Origin of the sequence: Roseateles sp. (assembly GCF_052436255.1) — a bacterium.
Classification (GTDB): Bacteria; Pseudomonadota; Gammaproteobacteria; order Burkholderiales; family Burkholderiaceae_C; genus Pelomonas.
Map to the genome: position 1 here is coordinate 1 of NZ_JBQVNP010000094.1, position 20,568 is coordinate 20,568.

26 protein-coding genes are annotated in these 20,568 nt (G+C 69.7%); 11 read left to right on the forward strand and 15 right to left on the reverse strand.

Translation table 11 applies throughout. The features are described 5' to 3' along the window. The 6 genes from ACT6S0_RS18585 to ACT6S0_RS18610 all read left to right on the forward strand — a co-directional run. On the forward strand, nt 1-185 hold a 185-nt coding region (locus ACT6S0_RS18585), incomplete at its 5' end, for a flagellar biosynthetic protein FliO (protein ID WP_444765276.1). Then, nucleotides 182-841 carry a GNAT family N-acetyltransferase gene (locus ACT6S0_RS18590; RefSeq protein WP_444765277.1) on the forward strand — a complete coding sequence of 220 codons (660 nt, stop codon included), beginning with the start codon at nt 182-184 and terminating at the stop codon, nt 839-841. The genes ACT6S0_RS18585 and ACT6S0_RS18590, both read left to right, overlap by 4 nt. Then, nucleotides 838-1,551 carry a DUF6683 family protein gene (locus tag ACT6S0_RS18595; protein WP_444765278.1) on the forward strand — a complete coding sequence of 238 codons (714 nt, stop codon included), beginning with the start codon at nt 838-840 and terminating at the stop codon, nt 1,549-1,551. The genes ACT6S0_RS18590 and ACT6S0_RS18595 overlap by 4 nt, the downstream gene beginning before the upstream one ends. Nucleotides 1,552-1,713: 162 nt before the next feature. After that, complete coding sequence (locus tag ACT6S0_RS18600; protein ID WP_444765279.1) at nt 1,714-2,397, forward strand: hypothetical protein; 684 nt, start codon at nt 1,714-1,716, stop codon at nt 2,395-2,397. 69 nt (nt 2,398-2,466) lie between these two features. Next, complete coding sequence (locus ACT6S0_RS18605) at nt 2,467-3,717, forward strand: TolB family protein (RefSeq protein WP_444765280.1); 1,251 nt, start codon at nt 2,467-2,469, stop codon at nt 3,715-3,717. Beyond that, nucleotides 3,714-4,418 (forward strand): DUF6683 family protein, encoded by a 705-nt coding sequence (locus ACT6S0_RS18610; protein WP_444765281.1) that lies wholly within the window; start codon nt 3,714-3,716, stop codon nt 4,416-4,418. Before ACT6S0_RS18605 ends, ACT6S0_RS18610 begins: the two co-directional genes overlap by 4 nt. Here ACT6S0_RS18610 and ACT6S0_RS18615 read toward each other — a convergent pair. Next, nucleotides 4,390-4,620, reverse strand: a complete 231-nt coding sequence (locus tag ACT6S0_RS18615; protein ID WP_444765282.1) for a hypothetical protein — start codon at nt 4,618-4,620, stop codon at nt 4,390-4,392. The genes ACT6S0_RS18610 and ACT6S0_RS18615 overlap by 29 nt on opposite strands. 23 nt (nt 4,621-4,643) lie before the next feature. Between ACT6S0_RS18615 and ACT6S0_RS18620 the strand changes: the two genes are divergently transcribed. After that, nucleotides 4,644-5,345: a DUF6683 family protein gene (locus ACT6S0_RS18620; protein WP_444765283.1), complete on the forward strand. Its 702-nt coding sequence runs from the start codon at nt 4,644-4,646 to the stop codon at nt 5,343-5,345. Nucleotides 5,346-5,362: 17 nt separating this feature from the next. Here ACT6S0_RS18620 and ACT6S0_RS18625 read toward each other — a convergent pair whose 3' ends face one another. Beyond that, nucleotides 5,363-5,827: a MerR family transcriptional regulator gene (locus tag ACT6S0_RS18625; RefSeq protein ID WP_444765284.1), complete on the reverse strand. Its 465-nt coding sequence runs from the start codon at nt 5,825-5,827 to the stop codon at nt 5,363-5,365. 10 nt (nt 5,828-5,837) lie between these two features. Then, nucleotides 5,838-6,086, reverse strand: coding sequence for a hypothetical protein (locus ACT6S0_RS18630; RefSeq protein ID WP_444765285.1), 249 nt, complete (start codon nt 6,084-6,086; stop codon nt 5,838-5,840). 98 nt (nt 6,087-6,184) lie between these two features. On the opposite strand from ACT6S0_RS18630, the gene ACT6S0_RS18635 reads away from it, so the two are divergent. Then, on the forward strand, nt 6,185-6,520 hold the full coding sequence (locus tag ACT6S0_RS18635; RefSeq protein ID WP_444765286.1) for a YnfA family protein: 336 nt from the start codon (nt 6,185-6,187) through the stop codon (nt 6,518-6,520). A 107-nt stretch (nt 6,521-6,627) separates the two neighbouring features. Here the strand turns inward: ACT6S0_RS18635 and ACT6S0_RS18640 are convergent, their stop codons facing one another. Next, nucleotides 6,628-6,750: a hypothetical protein gene (locus tag ACT6S0_RS18640; RefSeq protein ID WP_444765287.1), complete on the reverse strand. Its 123-nt coding sequence runs from the start codon at nt 6,748-6,750 to the stop codon at nt 6,628-6,630. A gap of 210 nt (nt 6,751-6,960) precedes the next feature. Between ACT6S0_RS18640 and ACT6S0_RS18645 the strand changes: the two genes are divergently transcribed. Beyond that, complete coding sequence (locus ACT6S0_RS18645; RefSeq protein WP_444765288.1) at nt 6,961-7,332, forward strand: hypothetical protein; 372 nt, start codon at nt 6,961-6,963, stop codon at nt 7,330-7,332. A 305-nt stretch (nt 7,333-7,637) separates the two neighbouring features. Here the strand turns inward: ACT6S0_RS18645 and ACT6S0_RS18650 are convergent, their stop codons facing one another. The 5 genes from ACT6S0_RS18650 to ACT6S0_RS18670 all read right to left on the reverse strand — a co-directional run bounded on the left by ACT6S0_RS18650 (nt 7,638) and on the right by ACT6S0_RS18670 (nt 12,799). Further along, entirely contained in the window at nt 7,638-8,423 is a 786-nt protein-coding gene (locus ACT6S0_RS18650) for a hypothetical protein (RefSeq protein WP_444765289.1), read from the reverse strand. A gap of 39 nt (nt 8,424-8,462) precedes the next feature. After that, on the reverse strand, nt 8,463-10,031 hold the full coding sequence (locus tag ACT6S0_RS18655) for a TIGR02594 family protein (RefSeq protein WP_444765290.1): 1,569 nt from the start codon (nt 10,029-10,031) through the stop codon (nt 8,463-8,465). 122 nt (nt 10,032-10,153) lie between these two features. Further along, nucleotides 10,154-10,807, reverse strand: coding sequence for a hypothetical protein (locus ACT6S0_RS18660; protein ID WP_444765291.1), 654 nt, complete (start codon nt 10,805-10,807; stop codon nt 10,154-10,156). Between the two features lie 63 nt (nt 10,808-10,870). After that, nucleotides 10,871-12,001 carry a hypothetical protein gene (locus ACT6S0_RS18665; protein ID WP_444765292.1) on the reverse strand — a complete coding sequence of 377 codons (1,131 nt, stop codon included), beginning with the start codon at nt 11,999-12,001 and terminating at the stop codon, nt 10,871-10,873. A 12-nt stretch (nt 12,002-12,013) separates the two neighbouring features. After that, complete coding sequence (locus tag ACT6S0_RS18670) at nt 12,014-12,799, reverse strand: DUF1521 domain-containing protein (protein ID WP_444765293.1); 786 nt, start codon at nt 12,797-12,799, stop codon at nt 12,014-12,016. A 240-nt stretch (nt 12,800-13,039) separates the two neighbouring features. Between ACT6S0_RS18670 and ACT6S0_RS18675 the strand changes: the two genes are divergently transcribed. Both ACT6S0_RS18675 and ACT6S0_RS18680 read left to right on the forward strand, forming a co-directional pair. Continuing rightward, complete coding sequence (locus tag ACT6S0_RS18675; protein WP_444765294.1) at nt 13,040-13,717, forward strand: NIPSNAP family protein; 678 nt, start codon at nt 13,040-13,042, stop codon at nt 13,715-13,717. Between the two features lie 6 nt (nt 13,718-13,723). Beyond that, nucleotides 13,724-14,212, forward strand: coding sequence for a DUF1579 domain-containing protein (locus tag ACT6S0_RS18680; protein WP_444765295.1), 489 nt, complete (start codon nt 13,724-13,726; stop codon nt 14,210-14,212). A gap of 9 nt (nt 14,213-14,221) precedes the next feature. Here the strand turns inward: ACT6S0_RS18680 and ACT6S0_RS18685 are convergent, their stop codons facing one another. From ACT6S0_RS18685 to ACT6S0_RS18710, 6 genes are all read right to left on the reverse strand, one after another. Beyond that, a complete protein-coding gene (locus ACT6S0_RS18685; RefSeq protein WP_444765296.1) occupies nt 14,222-15,709 on the reverse strand; it encodes a hypothetical protein in 1,488 nt (495 codons plus the stop codon). A gap of 61 nt (nt 15,710-15,770) precedes the next feature. Continuing rightward, nucleotides 15,771-16,016, reverse strand: coding sequence for a hypothetical protein (locus ACT6S0_RS18690; RefSeq protein ID WP_444765297.1), 246 nt, complete (start codon nt 16,014-16,016; stop codon nt 15,771-15,773). A gap of 33 nt (nt 16,017-16,049) precedes the next feature. Then, nucleotides 16,050-17,189 carry a glycoside hydrolase family 5 protein gene (locus ACT6S0_RS18695; protein WP_444765298.1) on the reverse strand — a complete coding sequence of 380 codons (1,140 nt, stop codon included), beginning with the start codon at nt 17,187-17,189 and terminating at the stop codon, nt 16,050-16,052. Beyond that, entirely contained in the window at nt 17,186-18,766 is a 1,581-nt protein-coding gene (locus tag ACT6S0_RS18700) for a GH39 family glycosyl hydrolase (RefSeq protein ID WP_444765299.1), read from the reverse strand. The genes ACT6S0_RS18695 and ACT6S0_RS18700 overlap by 4 nt, the downstream gene beginning before the upstream one ends. Beyond that, nucleotides 18,763-20,349 carry a family 43 glycosylhydrolase gene (locus ACT6S0_RS18705; protein ID WP_444765300.1) on the reverse strand — a complete coding sequence of 529 codons (1,587 nt, stop codon included), beginning with the start codon at nt 20,347-20,349 and terminating at the stop codon, nt 18,763-18,765. Before ACT6S0_RS18705 ends, ACT6S0_RS18700 begins: the two co-directional genes overlap by 4 nt. Next, nucleotides 20,346-20,568 (reverse strand): MFS transporter (locus tag ACT6S0_RS18710; protein ID WP_444765301.1); only part of this gene is annotated, 223 nt, incomplete at its 5' end. The genes ACT6S0_RS18710 and ACT6S0_RS18705, both read right to left, overlap by 4 nt.

Consider the following 20,568-nt stretch of genomic DNA (forward strand, 5'->3'; position numbering starts at 1 on the left):
GCCCTAAGGCGGAGCCCGGCGACGCGCTGCGCTTCGTGCGTGCGCTGCCGCTCGGAAGCCGCGAACGCGTCGTGCTGCTCGACCATGCCGGCGAGCGCTGGATGCTGGGCGTGACGGCCGGCGGCATCAGCCTGCTGGCGCGCTGGCCGCAGCCAGGCCGGCCGGAGCCGGGCGCCGATTCATGACGGCCGCGGGCGCGTTCTCGCACCGCTGCCAGCGTCTGCTGCTGCGCGAGTTCGTCGCCGGCGACGCGGCCGACGCGGCCGACATTCGGCAGCTGCACGCCGACCCGCGGGTGCGGGCGCTGCTGCCCGACGAACAGCCGCTGCACGAGCCCCGCTGGGCCGAGGCCTTTGCCGCCTGCCTGGGCAGCTTCTACCGCCAGCACCCGGGCCTGGGCATCTGGCGCTGCGCCGTGCCGGCGAACGACGGTGCCGAACGCTTCGCGGGCTGGTTCAGCCTGATGCCGCTGCAAGCAAACCCTGGCACCGCAGGCCTTGGCGTGCAGCCCGGCGACGTGGAACTGGGCAGCCGCCTGCGGCCCGAGCATTGGGGCAGCGGCCTGGCGCTGAGCGGCGGCGAGGTGCTGCTGCGCCACGCGTTCGAAAGCCTGGGGCTGCGCACGGTCTGGGGCATCTGCCATCCGGACAACCGCGCTGCCCGCGGCTGCCTGGCCGCGCTCGGCTTCGCGCCGCGCAGCCGCGCGCCCTACGAAGGGCAGCTGTCCGACTACCACGCGCTGGACGCCGCGACCTGGTCGCAGGTTCACACCCTCAGCCGCAGGGACCGCCTGCGCCACCGGCGGCGCGCCACGCCGCCATCCACCTTGAGCCCACCATGAACCTTTCCACCCCTCCGCACACCTGGCAGACCGCGCTGGCCAGCCGCCTCGCGCAAGCCCTGACGCTGTCGCGCCTGGCGCACGCCCCTTTGTCCGATGACGCTGCCGACCAAGCCGCCCATGCGGGCGGCACGCGCTGGCGGCTGCCGGCGCGCGCCGTGCAGACCGGCAACGCGCCCGCGGTGGCGCTGGCCGAGATGCTGGGCGCTGGCAAGCCCGCCGCGCATGCCGAACTGGCCACGCGCTGCCTGCAGCAGTTCCGCCAGATGGACGCCCACGGGACGCAGGACGACGACCTCGGCCGCGCCCTGGCCGCCTACCTCGGCGCCTGCCGCCAGGCCTTCGACCAGGAGCCGCTCAGCGCCGGGCGTTGGCAGGCCATCACGCAGTGGCTCAAGGCCTGGGTCATCGACGAGATGCCCTGGCACGACGTGCCGCTGGCCGAACGCCAGGACGCCTTCGAGCGCTTTGCGACGCTGGCCGTGGCGCTGGGCGAATGGACGGTGCAGGCCAGCCGCCAGGGCGGTGCCAACCCGGCCTCGGCCACCTGGATGGCGCGCAACAGCCTGAAGGCGCAACTGGGGCTGGACCTGCCTGTGCTCTGCTCCGTACTGCGCGGCCTGGATACGCCGACTGCGGCCAACCCTAGCGTCAACGGCGCCGAATTAGGAGCAGCCGCAGATAGGCAACAGGGGGCCGACCCCGTTTAATTCATTCCGTCAGCGCCGCAGAGTTTGGTCAAGAAAACCTTGCCGACAAGACACGCAGCGAATCCGGTGTTTCCTTCAGTCGCCGCCGGCTTCAGATGCCCTGAACTCAATCAACCGTTGCGGCAGATTTGCCGCGCAACCCAACATTTTTTGGAGATCAACATGGGATCAGCAGTTAGCAGCGTTTTCGGTGGCGGCGGCGCCGGTGGCATCCTGGGTGCCGTGGGCGGCATCGTCGGCGGCATCTTCGGTGGCCCGCTCGGCGCCATGATCGGGCAGGCCATCGGCGGCATGCTGCAGCAGGCCCTGGGCGATGCAACCAAGCAAGCCGTGGACACCCTGCAGAAGGAACACGGCATGCCCAAGTTCCTGGCCAACGAGGTCAAGGGCAAGATCGACCAAGCCGTCCAACAACTGCTCAGCAAGAGCCAGCAGGGCGTGACGCCGGAGGCCGCCGGCCAGGCCAAGGCCGCTGCCGGCGACTGGATGGACCAGTTCATCCAGGACGCCGCCAAGCAGATCGTTTCCGAAGTGACGAAGGAACTCAAGGGCGAAGGCAAGGACGGCGGCAAGGCCTCGGCCGAGAGCTGGCTCGTCGCCATCGCCAAGGCCATGGGCAAGACCATGGGCGAGCGCGCCGGCAAGCTGGTCGACCTGAGCCAGCGCATCGCCAACACCAAGACCGGTGGTGGCAACGAGGCCCAGCAGGAAGCTGCCAAGGAAATGCAGAAGCTCAACGCCGAGTTCCAGGCCACCTCGCAGGAGTTCAGCTTGCTGCAGAACACCTTCTCGACGGCCATCAAGGCCATCGGTGAAGCCATGTCCTCGGTGGCTCGCAAGCAGTAATCGCGTCAACCCCCAACGCCGGAGTGCTGCAAGAGCACTCCGGTTCTTTGCCATTTCCAGCGCCAACGCATGACCGCCAGAACCTTGTCCCCCGCACCGGCCCCGTCGAACGCCCTCAAAGCCAGCTTCATCGGTTTTGCGGTCGCCATGCTGCAGGCCTGCGGAGGTGGCGGCTCTGGCGACAGTGCACCGGCGCCCGCCCCTGCGCCGACGCCGGCCCCAACGCCCGCGCCCACCCCTGCGCCTGCGCCCGCCCCGGCCCCCGCCCCCGGCGCGCCGCCCGTCTACACCTATGCCAGCCGCACGCTGCCCGGGCGCCTGCTCGTCAATGCGCCCGATGGCCGGGGCGCGCGCTTGATGAACCTGACCACCGGCATGCAGACCGGCCTGCCCGCGTCGGCCAGCGCGAGCTTCGACGTCTGGTCTGTCGCCCAGGGCGGCGGGACGCTGGTGCGCCTGACGCGCAACACCGGCGAGAGCAGCTACCCGGTCACGCTGTTCGATGCCGCCACGCTGGCGCCGCGCGGCGGTGCGCTGGCGGTGTCCGACCTGCTGGGCCTCAGCGAGCCGGCGCTGTCGGCCGACGGCCGCTGGGTGCTGGCGCAGTATGGCGACGACTTCCGCACCGACCGCCGCCTGACCGTGCTGGACGCGCTGACCCTGTCGGTCAGCAAGCGGGGCTCGCAGCTGGATGGCGCCACCGTCACCGGCGAACCCCAGGCCTGGCTGCCCGACGGCCGCTACCTCTACCTGAAGGCCAACGAACTGTGGCGCTCGTCGCCGACCGCCACGACGTCGGAGCTGGTCGCGCGCCTGGCCCTGCCACCCAACGATGCCGTCGATGGCACCAGCTATGTCGCCGGTCAGAGCAGTCTGGCCGTCAGCCCCGACGGCAGCAGGATCGCGCTGACCTGGCGCGTCAAGCGCGGCAACGACATGGACACCCATATCTTCACGGCCAACGTCGACGGCAGCGACCTCCGCCAGCTGACGGCCGTGGCGGATGCGACGAGCCCGCTGAGCCACTGGTTCGGCAGTCCGACCTGGTCGCCCGACGGCCAATGGCTGGCCTTCGTGCACTACATGAGCGGCAGCGCGGTGGAAGCGGTCTTCCCGCAGGCGGAGATCGGCGCGTCCCGCATCGTCGGCACCACGGGCTGCGGCACCAGCCCCGTCTATGTGCTGCCGGCGGCGCAAGCCCAGCCGCTGGCCTTCACCTGGCCGAATGTGAAGCACGATTTCGCCGTCAAGATGCAGGCGATGACGGTCGGAACTGGGGAGTGGGTCACGACCTGTTCCACGCTACGCTGGCTGCCATGAAGAACCTTCGCACTGCACTCGCGCGCGCACTCTGCGCGCTGGCCTTCTGCGGCGCGGCCCAGGCCCAGTGGCTCGGCGCCGACTACGCGACCTTCGGCGTACCGCAGGTCAATTACGCGGCCAACAGCTATCTCAACCTCTCGGTGCTGAACAACGCCAACCGCGATGCGGCAGCGGCGCGGTCGGCGTCCGAGGTGTCGACCTTGGCGCCGCGCACGGCGGAACGCTCCAGCGTGGCTGCCGAGCTGGCTGCCTTCTACCCCGGCGCCTCGCGCGGCCAGCTCACGCAGGTCTTCACCGAGTCCTTGACCAGCTTCGAGCAGGTCACCCAGCGGCTGGGCCTGCCGCGCGATGACGTGGCGGCTGCGCTGGCGGCCTTCATCGTCGGCAACTACATCGCCCTGCATGGCCAGGCGCTGCCGGCCGATGGCGAGTTCGTCGCGCTGACCGGCCGCCTGCGCGCCGCGCTCGCCGCTTCGCCGGGCTTCGCGCAGGCGGCACCCCGGCAAAAGCGCCAGGCCTATGAGCAGCTGGCCATGATGGGCATGTTCATGACCACCGCGCGGCTGGCCCTGGCCAAGACGCCCAATCCGCAGGCGGAAACCCACTTCCGCAACCACGCCAAGGCCAACCTCGAACAGCTGCTCAAGCGCCCGGCCGAAAGCCTGGAGATCAAGGGCGGCAGGATGACGGTGCGTTGAACGGCCGGCGGCGGTTGGGCGCTGCCTGGCTGGCCGTGCTGGCAAGGGCAGCAGCCGCACCGGCCCTGGCACGGTCGGCGCCTTCAGTTCGCGCCAGCAGGACGACGGCGCCGGGCGCCGCGGCCGCTACCAGCTCGGCGGCTTCATGCTGACCCTGGACGATGACGACGGCCGCTTCAGCCTCGACAAGTAGTCCGCCCACTCATCCTTCATCCGGAGCCCTGCATGTCACGCCGCCTCCCTTTGATGCTTGCCGTCCTGCTGGTCTGCGCCGCCAGCGCGGGCGTGGCCCAGGTCGCCCCCGCCGTTAGCCTGGCCGATCAGATGCGCGCCATGCTCGGCAAGCCCGCAGCCAGCGGCGCGGCGGCGTTCAGCCCGGCGCCGGCGGTGGCCGCCGGCGCCACCGGCCTGGGCAGTTTCGACGCGCCCATCGTGGTCAACGGCCCGCCTCAGCTGCAGCAGTCGGCCGCCGAGCTGGCGCAGCGCTTCCCGGCGCAGCACCGCGCCGCGATGACCAAGGCCTTCCAGGAGTCCTTCGTCTTCTGGCAGAAGCTGGAGAAGCAGCTTGGCCTGACGCCCAACGACGTCGCCGCCGCCGTGGCCGCCTTCATCGCCGGCAACTACGCCGCCTTCATGCAGCAGCAGGTGCCTGACGAGGACTTCAAGTCGTTGGTGCTGCAGATGCAGAGCCTGCTGGCGCGCAACGCGGCTTTCACGCAGAGCAATCCGGTTGCCAAGCGCGCCATGTTCGAGCAGCTGGCGATGGTCGGCACCTTCATGGCCGTCTACCGCGAGCAGCTGAATCGCCAGCCCAGTCCCAGCGAGGAAGTCCATTTCCGCAATGCGGCCAGGGCCAACCTCGAAGCCGCACTCGGGCTGGCGGTGGAGCGCATCCAGATCGGGTCGCAGGGGCTGATGGCGCGTTGAGCCGCGGCCCCGCGCTGTCAGGGGCAGCAGGAAGCCTGCCGAGGCGCGCTGCGGTCTGGCATGCCGGGCAAGCTCAGGTCGTCAAGGATGGTGCAGTCGACGGCAGGCCCGCCGGCACAGGCGCCCTCGCAGCTGCGGACAAATGCCGCCACGCTGCATTCCAGTGCCTGCAGCTCGGCCAGCTTCTGGCGCAAATGCAGCAGATGGCGGGCGGCAACGTCGCGCACTTCGACGCAGGGTCTAGCGGGTTCGTCGACCAGACCGACCAGCTCGCGCACCTGGTCGATGGAAAAGCCGAAGTCGCGGCAGCGCCGGATGAATGTCAGCCGGCGCACGGCCGCCTGTCCGTAAACCCTGCGCCCACCCTCGGTGCGGGGACTTGGCGGCAGCAGCCCGATCTCTTCGTAGTAGCGGATGGTCGGCACCGTGCACCCGGTCTGCTGGGCGATCACGCCGATGTACAGCGGCAGCGAGTTGTTCATGCGTCAAAGCTTAGCCGTTGCAGGGCGACGGGCAGCCGCAGGCCGCGCGTCGGGCTGCCTGGCGACGGCGCAACCACCATGTGCCGGCGAGCACCACGGCAGCCGCCGTCAGCACCGCCGCTGCGGGCCACAGCTCGTCCGCACAGGCGGCCAGTGCAGAACCAAAGGCCGAGAGCCCCGCCGACACGCCCAGCAGGGGAATGGCACAGCAGGCAGCACAGGCGGCACCCAATCCGACGACAGCTTTCCAGGACTTCATTCGTGTTCCTTGTGGTGAGGATGCGAGCAGCATGCAAGCTCAAGCCACTTGAGGAGCAAGCCCCTTTTTTCAGAGCCGGCGTGTCCACAATGCCTGCCATGGACCTCATCAAGACCCTGGGCCTGTTCGTGGCCACGGCGCTGGCCGAAATCGTCGGCTGCTACCTGCCTTATCTCTGGTTGAAGCAGGACCGTTCTGCCTGGCTGCTCGTGCCCGCAGCCGCCAGCCTGGCCCTCTTCGCGTGGCTGCTGACGTTGCACCCGACGGCCGCGGGGCGCGTCTATGCGGCCTATGGCGGGGTCTATGTCGGCGTGGCCATCCTGTGGCTGTGGCTGATCGACAGGGTGACACCGACCGCGAACGACTGGATCGGCCTGGCGGTGTGTCTGCTCGGCATGGCCATCATCATGTCCGGCTCGAAGGCGCAGGGCTGACGGCGCCGCACGAAGGTGCCGGTCGCCTCGGCCTGCAGGCGCTGCAGCTCGCCGCTCCCGGCGCTGGGCCTCGAGGCAGCCGGGCCGCTGGCGCCTGAGCGGCTGCCTCAGAGCCCTGCCTTCTCCTTCAACGCGAGGTTTGCGTCCAGGTATTTCAGCGTCGCCTCGATCGACTCGTGCCCGAGCGCCGTCGTGTGCTGCAGCACATGCGGCGTCACGATGAGCGCCAAGGCGTGTGGTCGACCGCACAAGCCACGCAGCCCAGCACGGGTGAATCCGCGCTGGCGCGGACGGGCATTTGAAACTTACATTCCCCCATCGCCACCGCTGCCGAAACCATCGGCCGGCGGTTCAGTCCAACAAGTTTGTCCACCGCCGCCATGCCAAGAGGTCTTCCCACCTCGCCTGGGCGGCGGATAGACGCTATTCGGTAGGTCCCAGTGGCAGCAGCCCTCTACGTCGCAGCCGTCCTTGCGCTCCTGGTGGGCATTGCGCACTCGGTGCTTGGCGAGCGCTACATCCTCATCCGCCTCTTTCGCCGTGACGGGTTGCCGAAGCTCTTCGGTGGCACGGAGTTCACCGCCCGCACCCTGCGCTTTGCATGGCATGTCACAACAATCGCTTGGTGGGGTTTCGCCGCTGTGCTTGTGCAGCTTGCGCAAGGCTCACTCACCGCCAGCAGCGTCGCCTTCGCCATAGGCATCACGTTCAGCGCGACTGGGCTGGTCACGTTGACAGCCTCGCGAGGTAAGCACTTGGCGTGGCCTGTGTTCCTCGCGATCGGCGGCATCGCGTTGTATGCCGGCAGCTAGCCATTCGATGGTGCGGGTCGTCCAAAAGCTGTGCTTTTGACCGGCCGCTCATGTCGAACGTTTGATATGGCTTCTTCCTGCCAGCGGCAAGACCCGGCCCTCTGCGGTGCAGAGGGCGCCGCATGAACAACGATATATGCGCCATTTTCTGTCGCTCCTACGACAGAGCTTGGATCGAAGGCGTCATGAGCGCTCGTCAGCAGTGAGGCCTCTCAGGAATCACCCTCCAAGCAGTTGACTTCATGAACTCTTGCGCGGCGGCTTGACGCGCGATCCAATGCCCCGGCCACCCTGTCCCGACGGCCTTAACCCGCCGGGCAGTTGGCGAACACATTCCGGCTGGCGTTGAAGCCGTCCATGCGCCAACCCTGCGGCGTCCAGCGCAGGCTCATGGCGCCGGCGAAGTCGATGCGCTCGTTGCCCTTGCGCGAAAGCGGCGGCATGTCCGGGCGCGGCGGCGTGTCGCCAGCGATCATGTGGCGGATGTCCAGGCGCTGCGTCGTCGCGGTGACGTCGGGCAGGCAGCGTGCGGCGCGGCGCATCACGGTCGCTGGTGCCTTGACGATGTCCGGCCCTTCGACGAAATCCAGCTGCGGCAGCGACAGCTTTTGCAGCAGCAGCCCGTCGCCGCGCGCCAGCGCATCGCGCAGCTGGCGCCAGAACTGCACGAAGGCGCCGTCACGGTCAACCGACACCGAACAGCCTGCTGCCTTGGGAGCGAGCGCTGCCATGGCGGGGATCTCCAGCGCGCCGCAGGCCGCCGGCTCGAAGGCGAGGGTGTAGCCGGCGCCAGCCGCTCGCCGCACGTCGACGCGCTGGCGCTGGCCGAGGGTGGTGTCGGTCCAGTCGAAGCGCCAGCCGCCGTCGGCCTGGGCGAGCGGCGGGCCGGCGCTGGCCCAGTCGCATTCGCGCTTGCCGGCGGCCACGCTGACGCTGACCGCCAGCGGTGTACCGGCCGCGTCGTGGCTGACGCGATAGCTGTGGACGCCGTCGGGCTTGCAGATCAGCTGCGTGGGCGGCGCGTCGGCGCCGTGGGCCGCGGCGAACGGCACCAGCAGTGCAAGGGTCAGCAGCGTGCGGCCAGCGGGCATCGTGCGGTCAGGGTGGGGTGCCGCCCAGTATGCGCGGGCTCAAGGGGCACGCCGCAGGCCGATGGCGTCGGAGAGCCGCCGGTCCGCGTAGGTCACGCCGTCGTAGTTCTCGCCGCGCACGCCCTGGTTGCCGCCGACGACGCGCACCGTGCCGCTGGCCAGCACCTCCGACACGATGGCCACATGGCCCTGCGCCGGGTTGTTGCCGCGCGGGAAGACGATGACATCGCCGGGCCGCACGCTGGTCGCGTCGATCGGCACGGCGTTGCCCCAGTTCAGCCAGCTGCGCGCGGCGGCGCTGTCGGTGCCGCGGATGCCGGCCTGCTCCATGGTCCAGTTGACGAAAGACGAGCACCAGGCGGTCTCGTCGTTGCTGGCGCGCAGGCTGGTGGTCTGGTGGTACTCGACGATGCGCGCGTTGTCGCGGGCGCCGCGCACTTCGTTCGTGCCAAGCTCGCCGCGCGCGATGGTCAGGTGGCGCGGCACGCCGGCGGCCGGGGCCGGCTGTGCCGCGGCGGGCGCCTCGGTCAGCAGGCCCTGTCGGTCCAGCGCGGTCTCGACCGCGTTGGTGCGGCGCTGCTGGTCGGCGCGGATGACGGCCTGCACCTCGGCCTCGCTCGGCGTGCGGCCGAGCTGGTTGCGGGCGATGGTGGCAAAGCCGCCGCCGGCCCGGTTGCCGTTGGCCAGGCGGAAGCGCTCGCCCGTGGACGCGTCGACAAAGCTGTTGAGGCGCAGGTCGGTGAGGCTGGCCGCGGTGATGGCCTGGCCGCGCAGCGTGTCGAGCTGGCCGAGCAAGCGCGCCGCTGCGGTGGGCGACTGGTTGTAGAGGTCGAGGTAGGCACTGGCCAGGCGGGCGTTCGAGGGATCGAGGCCGGCGCGGCGCGCGGCGGCTTCGTAGGCGGGCAGCTGGCCTTGCAGGGTCTGCAGCTGGCGGCGGTCGGCATCGGCCGGGCTGCTGGCGGCATGCTGGTATGAGAAGGAGCCGCGGTTGTGGGCCGCGTTGCCGGGGTCGGTGTGGCCGCCGTAGGCCGCGGTGAAGCCGCCGTCGGGGCGGCGCGTGCCTTCGGCGTTGCCGATGACGATGGCGGCCGCCGCGTTGGCGCCGAGCGCCGGGTCGGTGAAACGGCGCAGGTCGAGGGTGGCGCTGGCCTGCCGATCGGCGACGGCTGGTGTGGCGCCGACAGACGCCTGCGGCCGGCCTGCGGGATGGGCACCGGGCAGGCGGATGAGGTCGCCGACGCTGATGCGATCGGGGTCGCGGCCGGCGCCGTGGCCACGGCCGCTGCCGAGCTTGGCGGCATCGAACTGCGGGTTGGCGGCCAGCAGCTGCGGCAGGCTGACGTCCCAACGGTCGGCGATGCCCGCCAGCGTCTCGCCGGCGACGACGCGGTGGCTGCGCTCCAGGCCCGGCGTGGCCACCGGGATGACGAGGCGCTGGCCGACCTGCAGCCGGTCGGGGTCGCGCGGGCTGCCGCCCATCCGACCGTCTGCACGGGCCGCGTCCATGCCGTTGGCGCGCATCAGCGCCTGGGCCGACACGCCGTGGCGCTGGGCGATCTCGGTGACGGTGTCACCGCTTTGCACGCGGTAATTCTGGACGGCGGCCATGGCGCTTCCTGGTCTGTAGGCTGGAAGCGCTATTGCAGCCCCGCTGCGCCCGATCCGCCAGTTAGGGCTGGCCGCAATTCGGGGCAGCCGCAGCTGGGGTTGGCCGCAGTGCCCCGCCGGGCTCAGCGCCGGTGGTAGGCGCCGGCGATGGCGTCGGCCACCGTGCGGGTCCAGGTATCCAGGTGGACAAAGTCGACCGACTGGGGGAAGCGGTGGGCCCCGAAGACGAGGGCCTCGAAGTCCAGCACGGCCTCACGCGTCTCGGGCGTGGGCTGTTTCAGGTCCGCCAGCAGCACGACGCGTCGCGACGTGTGCATGCCGTCGGCCAGGTCGGTCGCGTCCAGATTGAGCCCCCAGTGCCACGACGGGTCGGCGTGGCGGACGGCCTCGCCCAGGCTGGCGGCCAGGTCGCCCAGCAGGCTGTAGACGATGAAGGGGCCGCTGCGCGGGCAGTCGGGCCAGGGCTTGTGTGGGGGCAGGCGGTCGAAGGCGGGCAGCCGCGCCCAGTTCGCCCGCGCCCAGGTCTTCAAGGCCTTGGCATAGGCGGCGCCCTGCAGGGCCTGCGGATCAGGGCCGCCGCGGGCGATCAGCCAGTGCCGCAGCGACTGCTGGCGCGCCGCCAAGCTGGCCTGGAAGCAGGCCCAGTTCTGCTGCGCCTGGGTCTCGCTCAAGGCGCCCGCGCAGCCCGGGTAGGGCAGCTCGAACGCCGGGTAATCGACCAGATCCCAGGCGGGTGTCCGGGAGCCGGCAAGCCATTGCTGGATCAGTTGGAGCATGTCAGCGGGTGCAAGGAAAAAGGGCGGCTCCCGCGAGCCGCCCCAGGTGGACAGACGCAGGCGTCAGAACCAGCCTTTTACCGTATCGAAGATGCCCCGCCCGGCAGCGTCGCCACCGAAGGCGCCGGCAACGCCGCCGATGACGCCGCCCACCACCGTGCCCACGCCGGGGAAGATGGCGGTGCCGATGGCCGCACCCGCTGCAGCGCCACCCCAGCCACCCAAGGCCCCGCCAGCCACGCCGGACGCGGTACGCCCGGTGTTCTCGCCGATGCGGTTGCCATCGGCCTTGTAGGCCTGGGTGAGTGAGATGGCGTCCAGCACGACACCGACCGGTCGCGCCACCTTGCCGACGTTCTCCAGAACCTGGCCGGCGCCACGCAGGCTGCGGTTGGCGCGCAGCGCGTCGGCATCGAGCGCCACCTGGCCGCGGATGTCGCTGTCCAGCGCCGTGCGGCCGACCTTGGACTCGACCTCGATGCGTTGCTGCATGCGAGGGTCGGTCGCCGCGGGTTCGGCGACCACGTCGACGCGCCGCGCGCCGCCTTGCACCGGCACCTCCGTGCGTGCCGGCACCCCGTCCGCCCGGAAGCGGTCGGCGATGGCATCGCGCGCCAGGGCGCCATTGGTGTTGTTGGCGACCGCGGCACGGACACCCGAGGTGCGCGACAGCGAGCCCGGCGGCGCCGGATTCACGCCCTGCGCGACATCGATGCCGCTGGCGTTCAGCAGCTCGGTCAGGCCCGGCGTGAACCCGCCCCTGCCGGTCCAAGCGCTCGTCGTGGCCTCCCAGCGCTTGACGAGGATGGGGTTGTCGACGAGCACCTTGCCGCCCTGCTGCACCATGCCCTGTCCGGCGGCCCAGAGGCCTCCAGGCACCGCATCAGGCATGGCATCAGGCACGGCGCCCGGCAGCAGGCTCTCGCGAGCCGCCTGTCGCACATCCTGGTGGTAGTGGCCCAGCTCGACGAGCCGGCCCGAGTCCAGCAGGTTGCGCTCGATGGCCGCGTGCGCCGCCTCGGCGGCCTGCGGGTCGCTGTTGCGGGCGCCGACCACCCAGCCGGCCAGGCGCTCGGTGTCGACCTGGCCGGTGCGCGGGTCGGTCGCGCGGCCCACCACCTCGGCGGCGGGGTCGCGCGTGACCGGCGTGGTTGACCGGACGTCGGTACTGCGTTCAACGGCTTGCAAGCTCATGGCCGCCCCCGCTCAGAAGTCCAGGCGGACGAAGGTCAGCGAGAAGCGGTTGGCATCGCGGGCCGCGGGTTCGCGGCTCTCGCTGGAGGCGGCCAGCGCGCCCAGGAAGGCGCCGCTGAACGAGGCCGACAGCAGGCCGCTGAACATGCTGAACAGGTCCTTGACGAAATCGGCTGCGCGCTGCTGGGCGGCCTGGTCGACCGGCTTGGCCGGCTTGCCGGCGTTGAGCTGCAGGTCGGTCTTGTTGATGTAGTTCTGGTCGACCTTCTGGATCTTGCCGTCGGCGCCCACCGCCAGGAAGCCCTTGCCGGCGGGGTTCTCCTGCAAAACGTTGCCGTCGTCGTGGGTCCAGTCCAGCACCTCGCCCCAGCCCTTGGCTTCGTTGATCTTGAGGTCGCCCACCTTGTTGGTGTCCACGCCCTTGATCTGCACGCCGTAGTCGCCGTTGGTGATGTTGACCGTGCTGGCCAGCGTCATGCTCTTGTCATTGACCCAGGGCGTGGTCTCGATGGTGACCTTGGTGCCGTCTTCCAGCGCGAAGGTGGTCGTGCCCCAGAAGTCGAACTCGTGCTTGCCGTCAATGTTGACGTGCGGGTCGCCCCAGATCTTGTAGTCCTCGCCGGTCTTCTTGTTGAAGATGTGGACTTCGTTGTTGTCGCCCGCGGTGATGCGGTAGTTGTCGTTCTCGAACACCGCCTTGCCGCCTTCCATCTTGGTGCTGGCGTGGGTGGGGTTGGACTCGGACAGGGCCGACGTGGTGCTGAGCGACGCCGAGCTGGTCGCTTGGATGGTGGTCATTGAAAGCTCCTCAGGGGTTTGATTCAGTCGCGATGCCATTGCATTCGTAACCGTTCAACCCCGCTAGCTGCGGCCGCCCGCAATTCGGGGCAGCCGCAGCTAGGGTCGGCCGCAGCGCATGTCGGCCCGTCGTCGCTCGCGCGGGCTGGCATTGCCAGCGCCGGCCGGCTGACTGCTGCCGCAGTCTGTCAGCTGGGCCGCGCAGACTGGCCGGACGCTGAACTCCTTTGAAGCCTGCCCATGCCCTCGTTGCCCCTCCCCGCCGCGCCCGACTGCCAGGCTGTCGAGCTGCGTCAATACACGCTGCATCCCTGTCAGCGCGACACGCTGATCGAGCTGTTCGACCGCGAGTTCGTCGACACGCAGGAGGCTGTCGGCATGCGCGTGCTCGGCCAGTTCCGCGACCTGGACGACGCGGACCGATTCGTCTGGCTGCGCGGCTTTGCCGGCATGGCAGCACGGGGCGAAGCGCTGCCTGCGTTTTACGGCGGCCCGGCCTGGGCGGCGCACCGCGATGCGGCCAACGCGACCATGGTCGATTCCGATGACGTGCTGCTGCTGCGCCCGGCCTGGGGCGGTGCTGCGTTGCCCCACCAGCCGCGCGTCGAGAGCGACGCGCAAGGGCTGTTGCGCGTGCTGGTTCTGCACCTGAAGGCGCCGGCCGAGGCCGCGCTGCTGGCGCAGTGCCAGGGCACGGCCGCCCTCGCGTGGTATGTCAGCGAGGCGGCGCCCAACAACTTCCCGCGCCTGCCGCTTCGTGAGGGCGAGCCGGTGCTGGTCGGCCTGGCCCTGTTCAGCGACGCCGCCGCCGCCGAAGCGTGGGCGCGCGACGTCGACGCGCGCTCGCAACCCTGGCAGGCCCGCGCCAGCCAGCACCTGCGCCTTGCTCCCACCACGCGTTCCGCCATCCGCCTCTGACACGCCATGAACAGCCAAGCCACACCGCACGACTTCGACTTCCTGATCGGCCACTGGCAGGTCAGCCATCGCCGCCTGAAGGAGCGCCTGCTCGGCTGCGAGGACTGGGAGGCCTTCGACGGCCGCTGCCGCATGTGGCCGCTGCTCGGCGGCCTGGGCAACATCGACGACAACGTGCTGGAACTGCCGACCGGGCCCTACCGCGCCGCGTCCATGCGGACCTTCGACCCGGCCACGCGGCAATGGTCGATCTGGTGGATCGACAGCCGCAACCCGCACCGGCTGGACCCGCCGGTGGTCGGCCGCTTTGAGGATGGCGTGGGCGAGTTCCAGTGCGACGACGAGCTGCGCGGCCAGCCGGTGCGCGTGCGCTTCCGCTGGACCGACACCGCCACGCCCAAGCCGCGCTGGGAGCAGGCTTTCTCGGCCGACGGCGGCCAGACCTGGGAGACCAACTGGGTGATGGACTTCGAGCGCGTGCCTGACGGCGCCTGAAGCCGGGCGTCAGCTCCCCAGCAGCTTGCGCAGCCGTTCACGCTCGGCAACGATGACCTGCGCTGCGGCCTGCGCGGCTTCGCGCGCCGCGGCGTGCTCGGCCTCGGGCAGCAGCACCAGCTCACCTTTCTCGGTCAGCGCGGCCGGGCGGGCGGCGCTTGCGGCGGCGCCGCTGGCGCGCAGCACGCCCCAGACCATGAAGCCGGGCTTTGCCGTCGTGCCGGTCAGCACGTCGCCATTGGCCTGGGTGCGCAGGATGGGGCCGGCCCAGGCGTTGTTGTTGTGCATGATCTCGGCGGTGCTGCCATCGGCATAGGTCAGCGCCACATAGCCATGGCGCTTGGCCGCCTCGCTGAAGTGGCCGAACTGGGCTGCGCCGTTGGCGCCGGTGAAAAGGCCGGCGCGCGGCGTGCCGTTGCCGTGGAACAGCCCGGTGAAGCCGTTGCCATTGGGATAGGTCAGCGTGCCGCTGACCGGTACGCCTTCGTCAATCACCCCGACGAACACCTTGCCGTCGACCCACTCGGCGCGGCTGGCCGCCGGGTTGTCGAAGTCTTCGACGATGCGCTTGCGCTTGCTGTTGTCGAAATGGCTGTGGTGCACCCCGACCGGAACGCCGGCCTTGTAGCGGCCCCGGCGCAGCTCGCGCGCGCCGTCGCTGCTGACGACCAGGCGCTCGGCGGGGCCGTCGAGCTGGCCGGCGGCGTACTGGCCGCTGTCGACGCCGCCGTCTTTGTAGCTGAGGCGGCCGATGCCGCTGAAGTGGGTGCCGTCGAAGCCGCCCTCGTAGACGTCGCCGCTGGCGTACTGCAGCCGGATCGGGCCGGTGGCGCGGCCGGCCGCCCATTGGGCCTGCAGGCGGCCTCCGTCGGCATAGGCCAGCGTGCCGCTGCCATGCGGCAGGCCGTTGAGCGTCTGGCCGCTGTAGCTGTGGCCGCCGGCCACCCGCAGCGTCTCGCTGCAGTCGCCCTGGCAGCTGGCGCGCGTGCTGCCGCTGAAGGCGCCGGCGGTGGCCTTGTCGTGCTCTCGCGCCAGGCGCTCGGCGTACTCCGCGCGGTTGGCGCCGAAGGTGCGACGCGCCCAGTAGGCGTCGTGGCCAGCGTCGACGGCGGCGGCGACGAGGCCCTCATGGTCCTCGGCGCGGCGTTGCAGCCCGCGCTGGGCGAACAAGGCCTCCATGCGCTGCAGCTTGGCCTGGAAGGCCTGGTCGCGGGCGTCGATGCGGGCGGCGGCCTGCTGCTGGGCGTCCATGCGACGGGTGTCCGCCCAGCTCGTGCTTCTGGCGCCGAAGTTGATCAGCGGCGCGGCCGCCGGCCGGCTGCCGGCGGCACGGATGCGTGCGGTGTGCTCGTCGGCCTGCTGCCGCGCGCGCTGGCCGGCCATCTGCTGCAGCTTCAGGCGGTCGGGTGCGTGATAGGCGTCGCCGTACTGCGCTTGGGCGGTGGTCGCGGCCAGCAGGGCCAGGGCGGCGGCGGCCCATGTCGGGGTCGGGTTCATCGGAAGCATCCTCTTGGCGAGTGGGTACCTCCGATAACGCAGCAAAAGCCCGCGCCGAGGCTCAGTTGTTACATCTGCCCAGGCCTTCGCGCTCTGCCGATGGGGGTGCTGACATGGGTGTTTTGCCCGCGGCCAGGCAGTCCTGCACCGCGGTCGCCATCGCACCGGCCGTCATCGCAATGATGGGCAGGCGCGCGTGTTCGGGCATGGCGCGGATCAGCCGCGTGCCGGTCAGGCCGCCATCTCGGGCGTCTGCATGTCCCATCAGCACCGCGTCGAAGGCCTGCTTCCTGATGCGATCGAGCACGATGACCAGCACATGGCGGCGCTTGAACGGGGGTCAGGCTGCCGCGTCAACCAGGGCCTTGATCAAGGCGGGGTGAACCTGGGCGCCGCTCGTGCGATTGAACAGGCCCATGCTGTGGTTCTGGGTGGCTGCGCCGGCGTCCCAATACACCGGCACGAGGCCGCGTTGCCAAGCGGAGCGAGCGACGTGCTTGTTCCATGCCAGGCGATAGGCCTCGGCACCCGGGTACTCGGTGCGGCGGATGGCGCCGAACTCGCCGAGGATGACGGGAATGCCCTTGTCGACATAGGCCGTCTTCATCTTCTGGAACTGGGCGTCGGCCCAGGCTTCGTCGAAGCCGGCCTCCTTGGCCCTGGGGTCGGTCGCGCTGGCGCCCCATTGCCAAAGCTTGCTCTTCTCGTTGAGCGTGAAGTTGTAGGGGTCGTAGTAGTGCACTTCCATCATCAGCCGGTCCTTGGCCGTGTCGGTTGGCATGACGGCGAAGGCGAGGGTGTGGTCGATGTTGGTGTTGAAACCCTGCACGACGAGATGGCGCACCGCGTTGTTGCCGCCGGTGGCGCGGACGGCGGTGACGAACTGCTGGTTGAAGCCGTTCTGCACCTGCACATACTCGGCCTTGGGCGTGCCGTGGTCGCCCTCCACCATGACCTCGTTGGTGCCGGCGAACAGCAGCGTGTCATCAAAGCCCTTGAAGTGGTTGGCGATCTGCGTCCAGAACTTCGTGATGCGGGCATTGGCCATCGCCTGGGCGGCGAATGTGGGCTGCATCCAGCCGCCGTCCCAGTGGATGTTGATGATGGCGAACAGGCCGGCTGCCCGCGCATAGCCCACGACCTCGGCGACGCGGGCCATCCAGGTCGCGCTGATGGTGTCGCTGGCGTCGGCGTACTGCTTCCATGACACGGGGATGCGTACCGTCTTGAAGCCGGCGGCCTTGAGGGCGTTCATCAGCGTCGGCGACGTGGCGGGATTGCCCCACGCGGTCTCGCCGCCGATGGCTTCGAGTGCGTTGCCGAGGTTCCAGCCCGAGCCCATCAGCTTGCTGAGCTGCAGGCTGGTCAGGTCGCGCATGCCGGGGCGTGCCGGTGCGGGTGTGGACGCAGCCCGCGCGGCGGCGCCGCCGCCGCAGCCTGCCAGCGGCAGCAGCGCCACGAGCGCGTTGCGTCGCTTCATGCGCCTACCTTCTGCAGGCTCAGCAGCACGACGTCGTGGCTGCGCAGCTTGAGGGCCAAGGTGGCCGTGCCGGCGGCGCCCACGACCAGCTCGCGCCGCACTTCGGGCTTGTCCGCCGTGAGACCTTGCAGTGTGGCGAGCTGCTTGGCGTCGAGGGTCTTGGGCGAGCCCATCTTCAGATAGGCCGTGTGCGCGTCGTTGACTTCATAGCCGGTGCGCTGCTGGGTCAGCTGGTAGCGGCCGGGTTTCAGGTTGCGCAGCTCGACGGTGGCCGTGCCGACGTCCCTGGACGGCCGTGGCTTGCCGAAAAAGCTGCGGTTGCTGACCTTCTGGTCGGTGTTGCGCCAATCCCAGACGATGGCATTCACCTGCCGGCCATCCGTTGCGGCCCAGGTGAAGGCGTCGTTGCTCGGCACCTCATTGCCGTTGAGTTCCGCCAGGGCGGCCAGGTATTTGTAGGTGAACCAGGTCGGCTTGCGCACGCCCTCACGCGTCATCAGGCCGAAGCCGCCGTGGAAGGGCGCGTCCGGCGGGCCGGGTTCCTCGAACAGGTCGCTGTAGACCCAGTAGCTCATGTTCTGCGCCAGGCCTTGTGAAGCTTTCAGCTTGGTCAGCACATAGGCCGCGCTCATGTAGCTGTCGTGCACGAGGTCGCGCGGGTTGTAGCTGCTGCTCCATTCGGTGAAGTACAGCGGCAGGCCGGGCAGGTGCGAGGCTTCGATTTCCTTGCGCACGCGTTTCACGTCGCCCACTATTGCCGAGGGCGTCGCCAGCAGCATCAGGTCTTCCTTGCCGAACTCGTCGAGGAAGCCGCCGTCCACGCCGTAGGTGTGCACGGTGATGAAGTCCACCGGCGTGTTCGTTGCCTTCGCATGCGCCAGGAACTCCGGCACCCAGGCCGCGCCGGCCGTGGACGGGCCGCCGACCGGCAACTGCGCATCGATCGCCTTGATGGCCTTGGCGGTGCGGGTGTAGAGGTCGAAGTAGGCTTGCTTGTCGGCCTTCTCCCAGAAGCCGTCGAGGTTGGGTTCGTTCCAGACCTCGAAGTACCAGCTGCGCACTTCCTTCTCGCCATAGCGCTTCAGCAGGTGGCGCGTGAAGGCGTCGATCAGCGAGACCCATCCGGTCGGTTCAGGGTGGGAGGTGTTGCCGGCCCAGTAGAAGATCTTCAGGTCGGACGTCTTCAGCGCCAGCGGCGTGAAGCCCAGCTCGATGAAGGGCTTGATGCGCCGCGCCAGCATCGCGTCGTAGAGCTTGTCGATGCCGGTGAAGTCGAACACCAGCTTGCCCGCGGCGTCGCGCGTCACCGTCTTGAACACGTCGTGGAAGATGGCGTGGAAGCGCAGGTAGCGAAATCCCAGTTCGTCCACCGTCGTTTTCAGCTGCGCCAGCGAGTCCTCGCGGAACAGCGTGCCCGGGTAGTCGGCGCCGACGCAGTGGTCGAAGAAGCGGTCCAGCGGCTGCGTGGCCTCGGCCAGGTCCAGCACGATGCGGCGTGGGGCCGGCTGTGCGTGGGCGGCGAGCGGCAGGGCGGCGGTGGCGGCAGCGGCGGCAATCACTTGGCGGCGGGATGTCATGTGGCAAGTCCTCGATAGGTGAAGTTGCGGGCGCGCACCTCGCCGGCCCCGGCACTGAACAGCGCAGGTCGCAGGCTGACGAAGCCGCCAAAGACGTTGTGATGCAGGCCCGAGACCTCCATCTGCCAGGAATGCTGGGTCCAGGTCTTGCCGTCGTCGTGCGAGTAGTGCCAGGTGATGACGTTCTCGCGGTTGAGGAGGCGGATGTGGACGCGGCGCGTGGCCATGTTCTGGCGCATCCAGCCATGCTCCTGGCCGTAGCCGTAGGTCAGCATCTGCGTCGTGCTGAAGGCGATGCCGACATGGCCGCGCTCCTCGTAGAACAGCGCCAGGCCGCCGTGGCCGTTGGGATCGTTTCCGCTGATCTCCAGCTCGACGCTCACTTCGTAACTGCGGTCACCGCAGGCGCAGGTCAGCGGCGACGAGTCGGGCAGGGCCTTGCCCTTGCCGCGGATGACGAGGGTCTTGTCCTCGAAACGCAGACGCTTGGCCTCGTCGGGGCCGGGCGCGTGGAAGGCCCATTGCAGGCCCAGCTTGCCAGATGAGAAATCATCGGACAGCGCAAAGCCGGCCTTGCTGGGCCGGCCACCGCGCGGCTTGGGCAGCGGCCGGTCCAGCGTGCCGCCCTTGGCGCGCAGCCAGCCGTCCTTCGTCCACTCGACCGGCTCCAGCAGCGCCTGGCGGCCCAGCGTGCGGAAGTCCTTCTCGTAGCCGTGATAGACCATCCACCAGTCCCCGGCCGGACCCTCGACGACGGTGGCATGGCCGCGCGACCACCAGGGTTCGCTGGCACTCGTTGTGCGCACGATGGGGTTGTTCGGCGCGTCCTGCCAGGGCCCGTGCACGGAGCGCGAGCGCGCCAGGGTGACCATGTGGCTCGTAGGTGGCCCGGCGGTGCCGCCGACGGCGCTGATCAAATAGAACCACTCCCCGCGCCGGAACAGCTTGGGACCCTCGGGCGCGAACATCTCGACGACCCAGTCCTTCGGGTACTGCCAGGGCTTCCACGCGTTGTCTTCCAGCGCGCCGTCGGTGGCGAGGCCGTCGTCCTTGAGTCGTACGCGGCGGCCGCCGTTGACAAAGAGATAGCGCTTGCCGTCTTCGCCGACAACGTGGCCCGGGTCGATGCAGCCGGGGATCTTGAGGTCGATGGGCGCACTCCACGGCCCGCGGATGTCGTCGGCGTGGATGACGTAGATGCCCGTGCCGGCATCCTGCAGCACCGGGATGTAGATGAAGAAGCGACCTTGGTGCTTGATCAGGTCCATCGCCCAGACCGTGCCGATGGGTTGCGTCAGCGCGGCCGTGATCGGCGTCCAGTTCACCAGGTCCAGCGAGTGCCAGATGACGGCGCCCGGGTAGGACTGGAAGGACGAGAAGGTCATGTAGTAGTCGGCCCCGTCCTTGAGGAGGGTGGGGTCGGCATGGTCTCCCGCGACGATGGGGTTCAGGTAGGTGCCGTCGCCCAGGTCGGCCTTGCGCTGGCCCTCGATGCCGGCGGCCAAGCGCGGCGCGGCCAGCGCAGGCGTGACCGCCGCGCCCGCGAGTGCGGCCTGCAAGGCCATGCGGCGTGACAGCGTCATACCGTGCCCCGCGTCGCTTCCAGTTTGCCGCGGATCTGCAGCATGCGCGCCTCGGTCAGCGGGAAGCGCAGGATGGCGACGAGCGCCAGCACCAGGCCGATGACGGGGATGCCCGACAGCAGGATGCGGATCCAGAAGATGGCCTCCGGCGTCTGGATGTCCTGCTTGGCATCGAAGCCGGTGAACTGCAGGATCCAGCCCGAGGCGCCCACGCCCAGG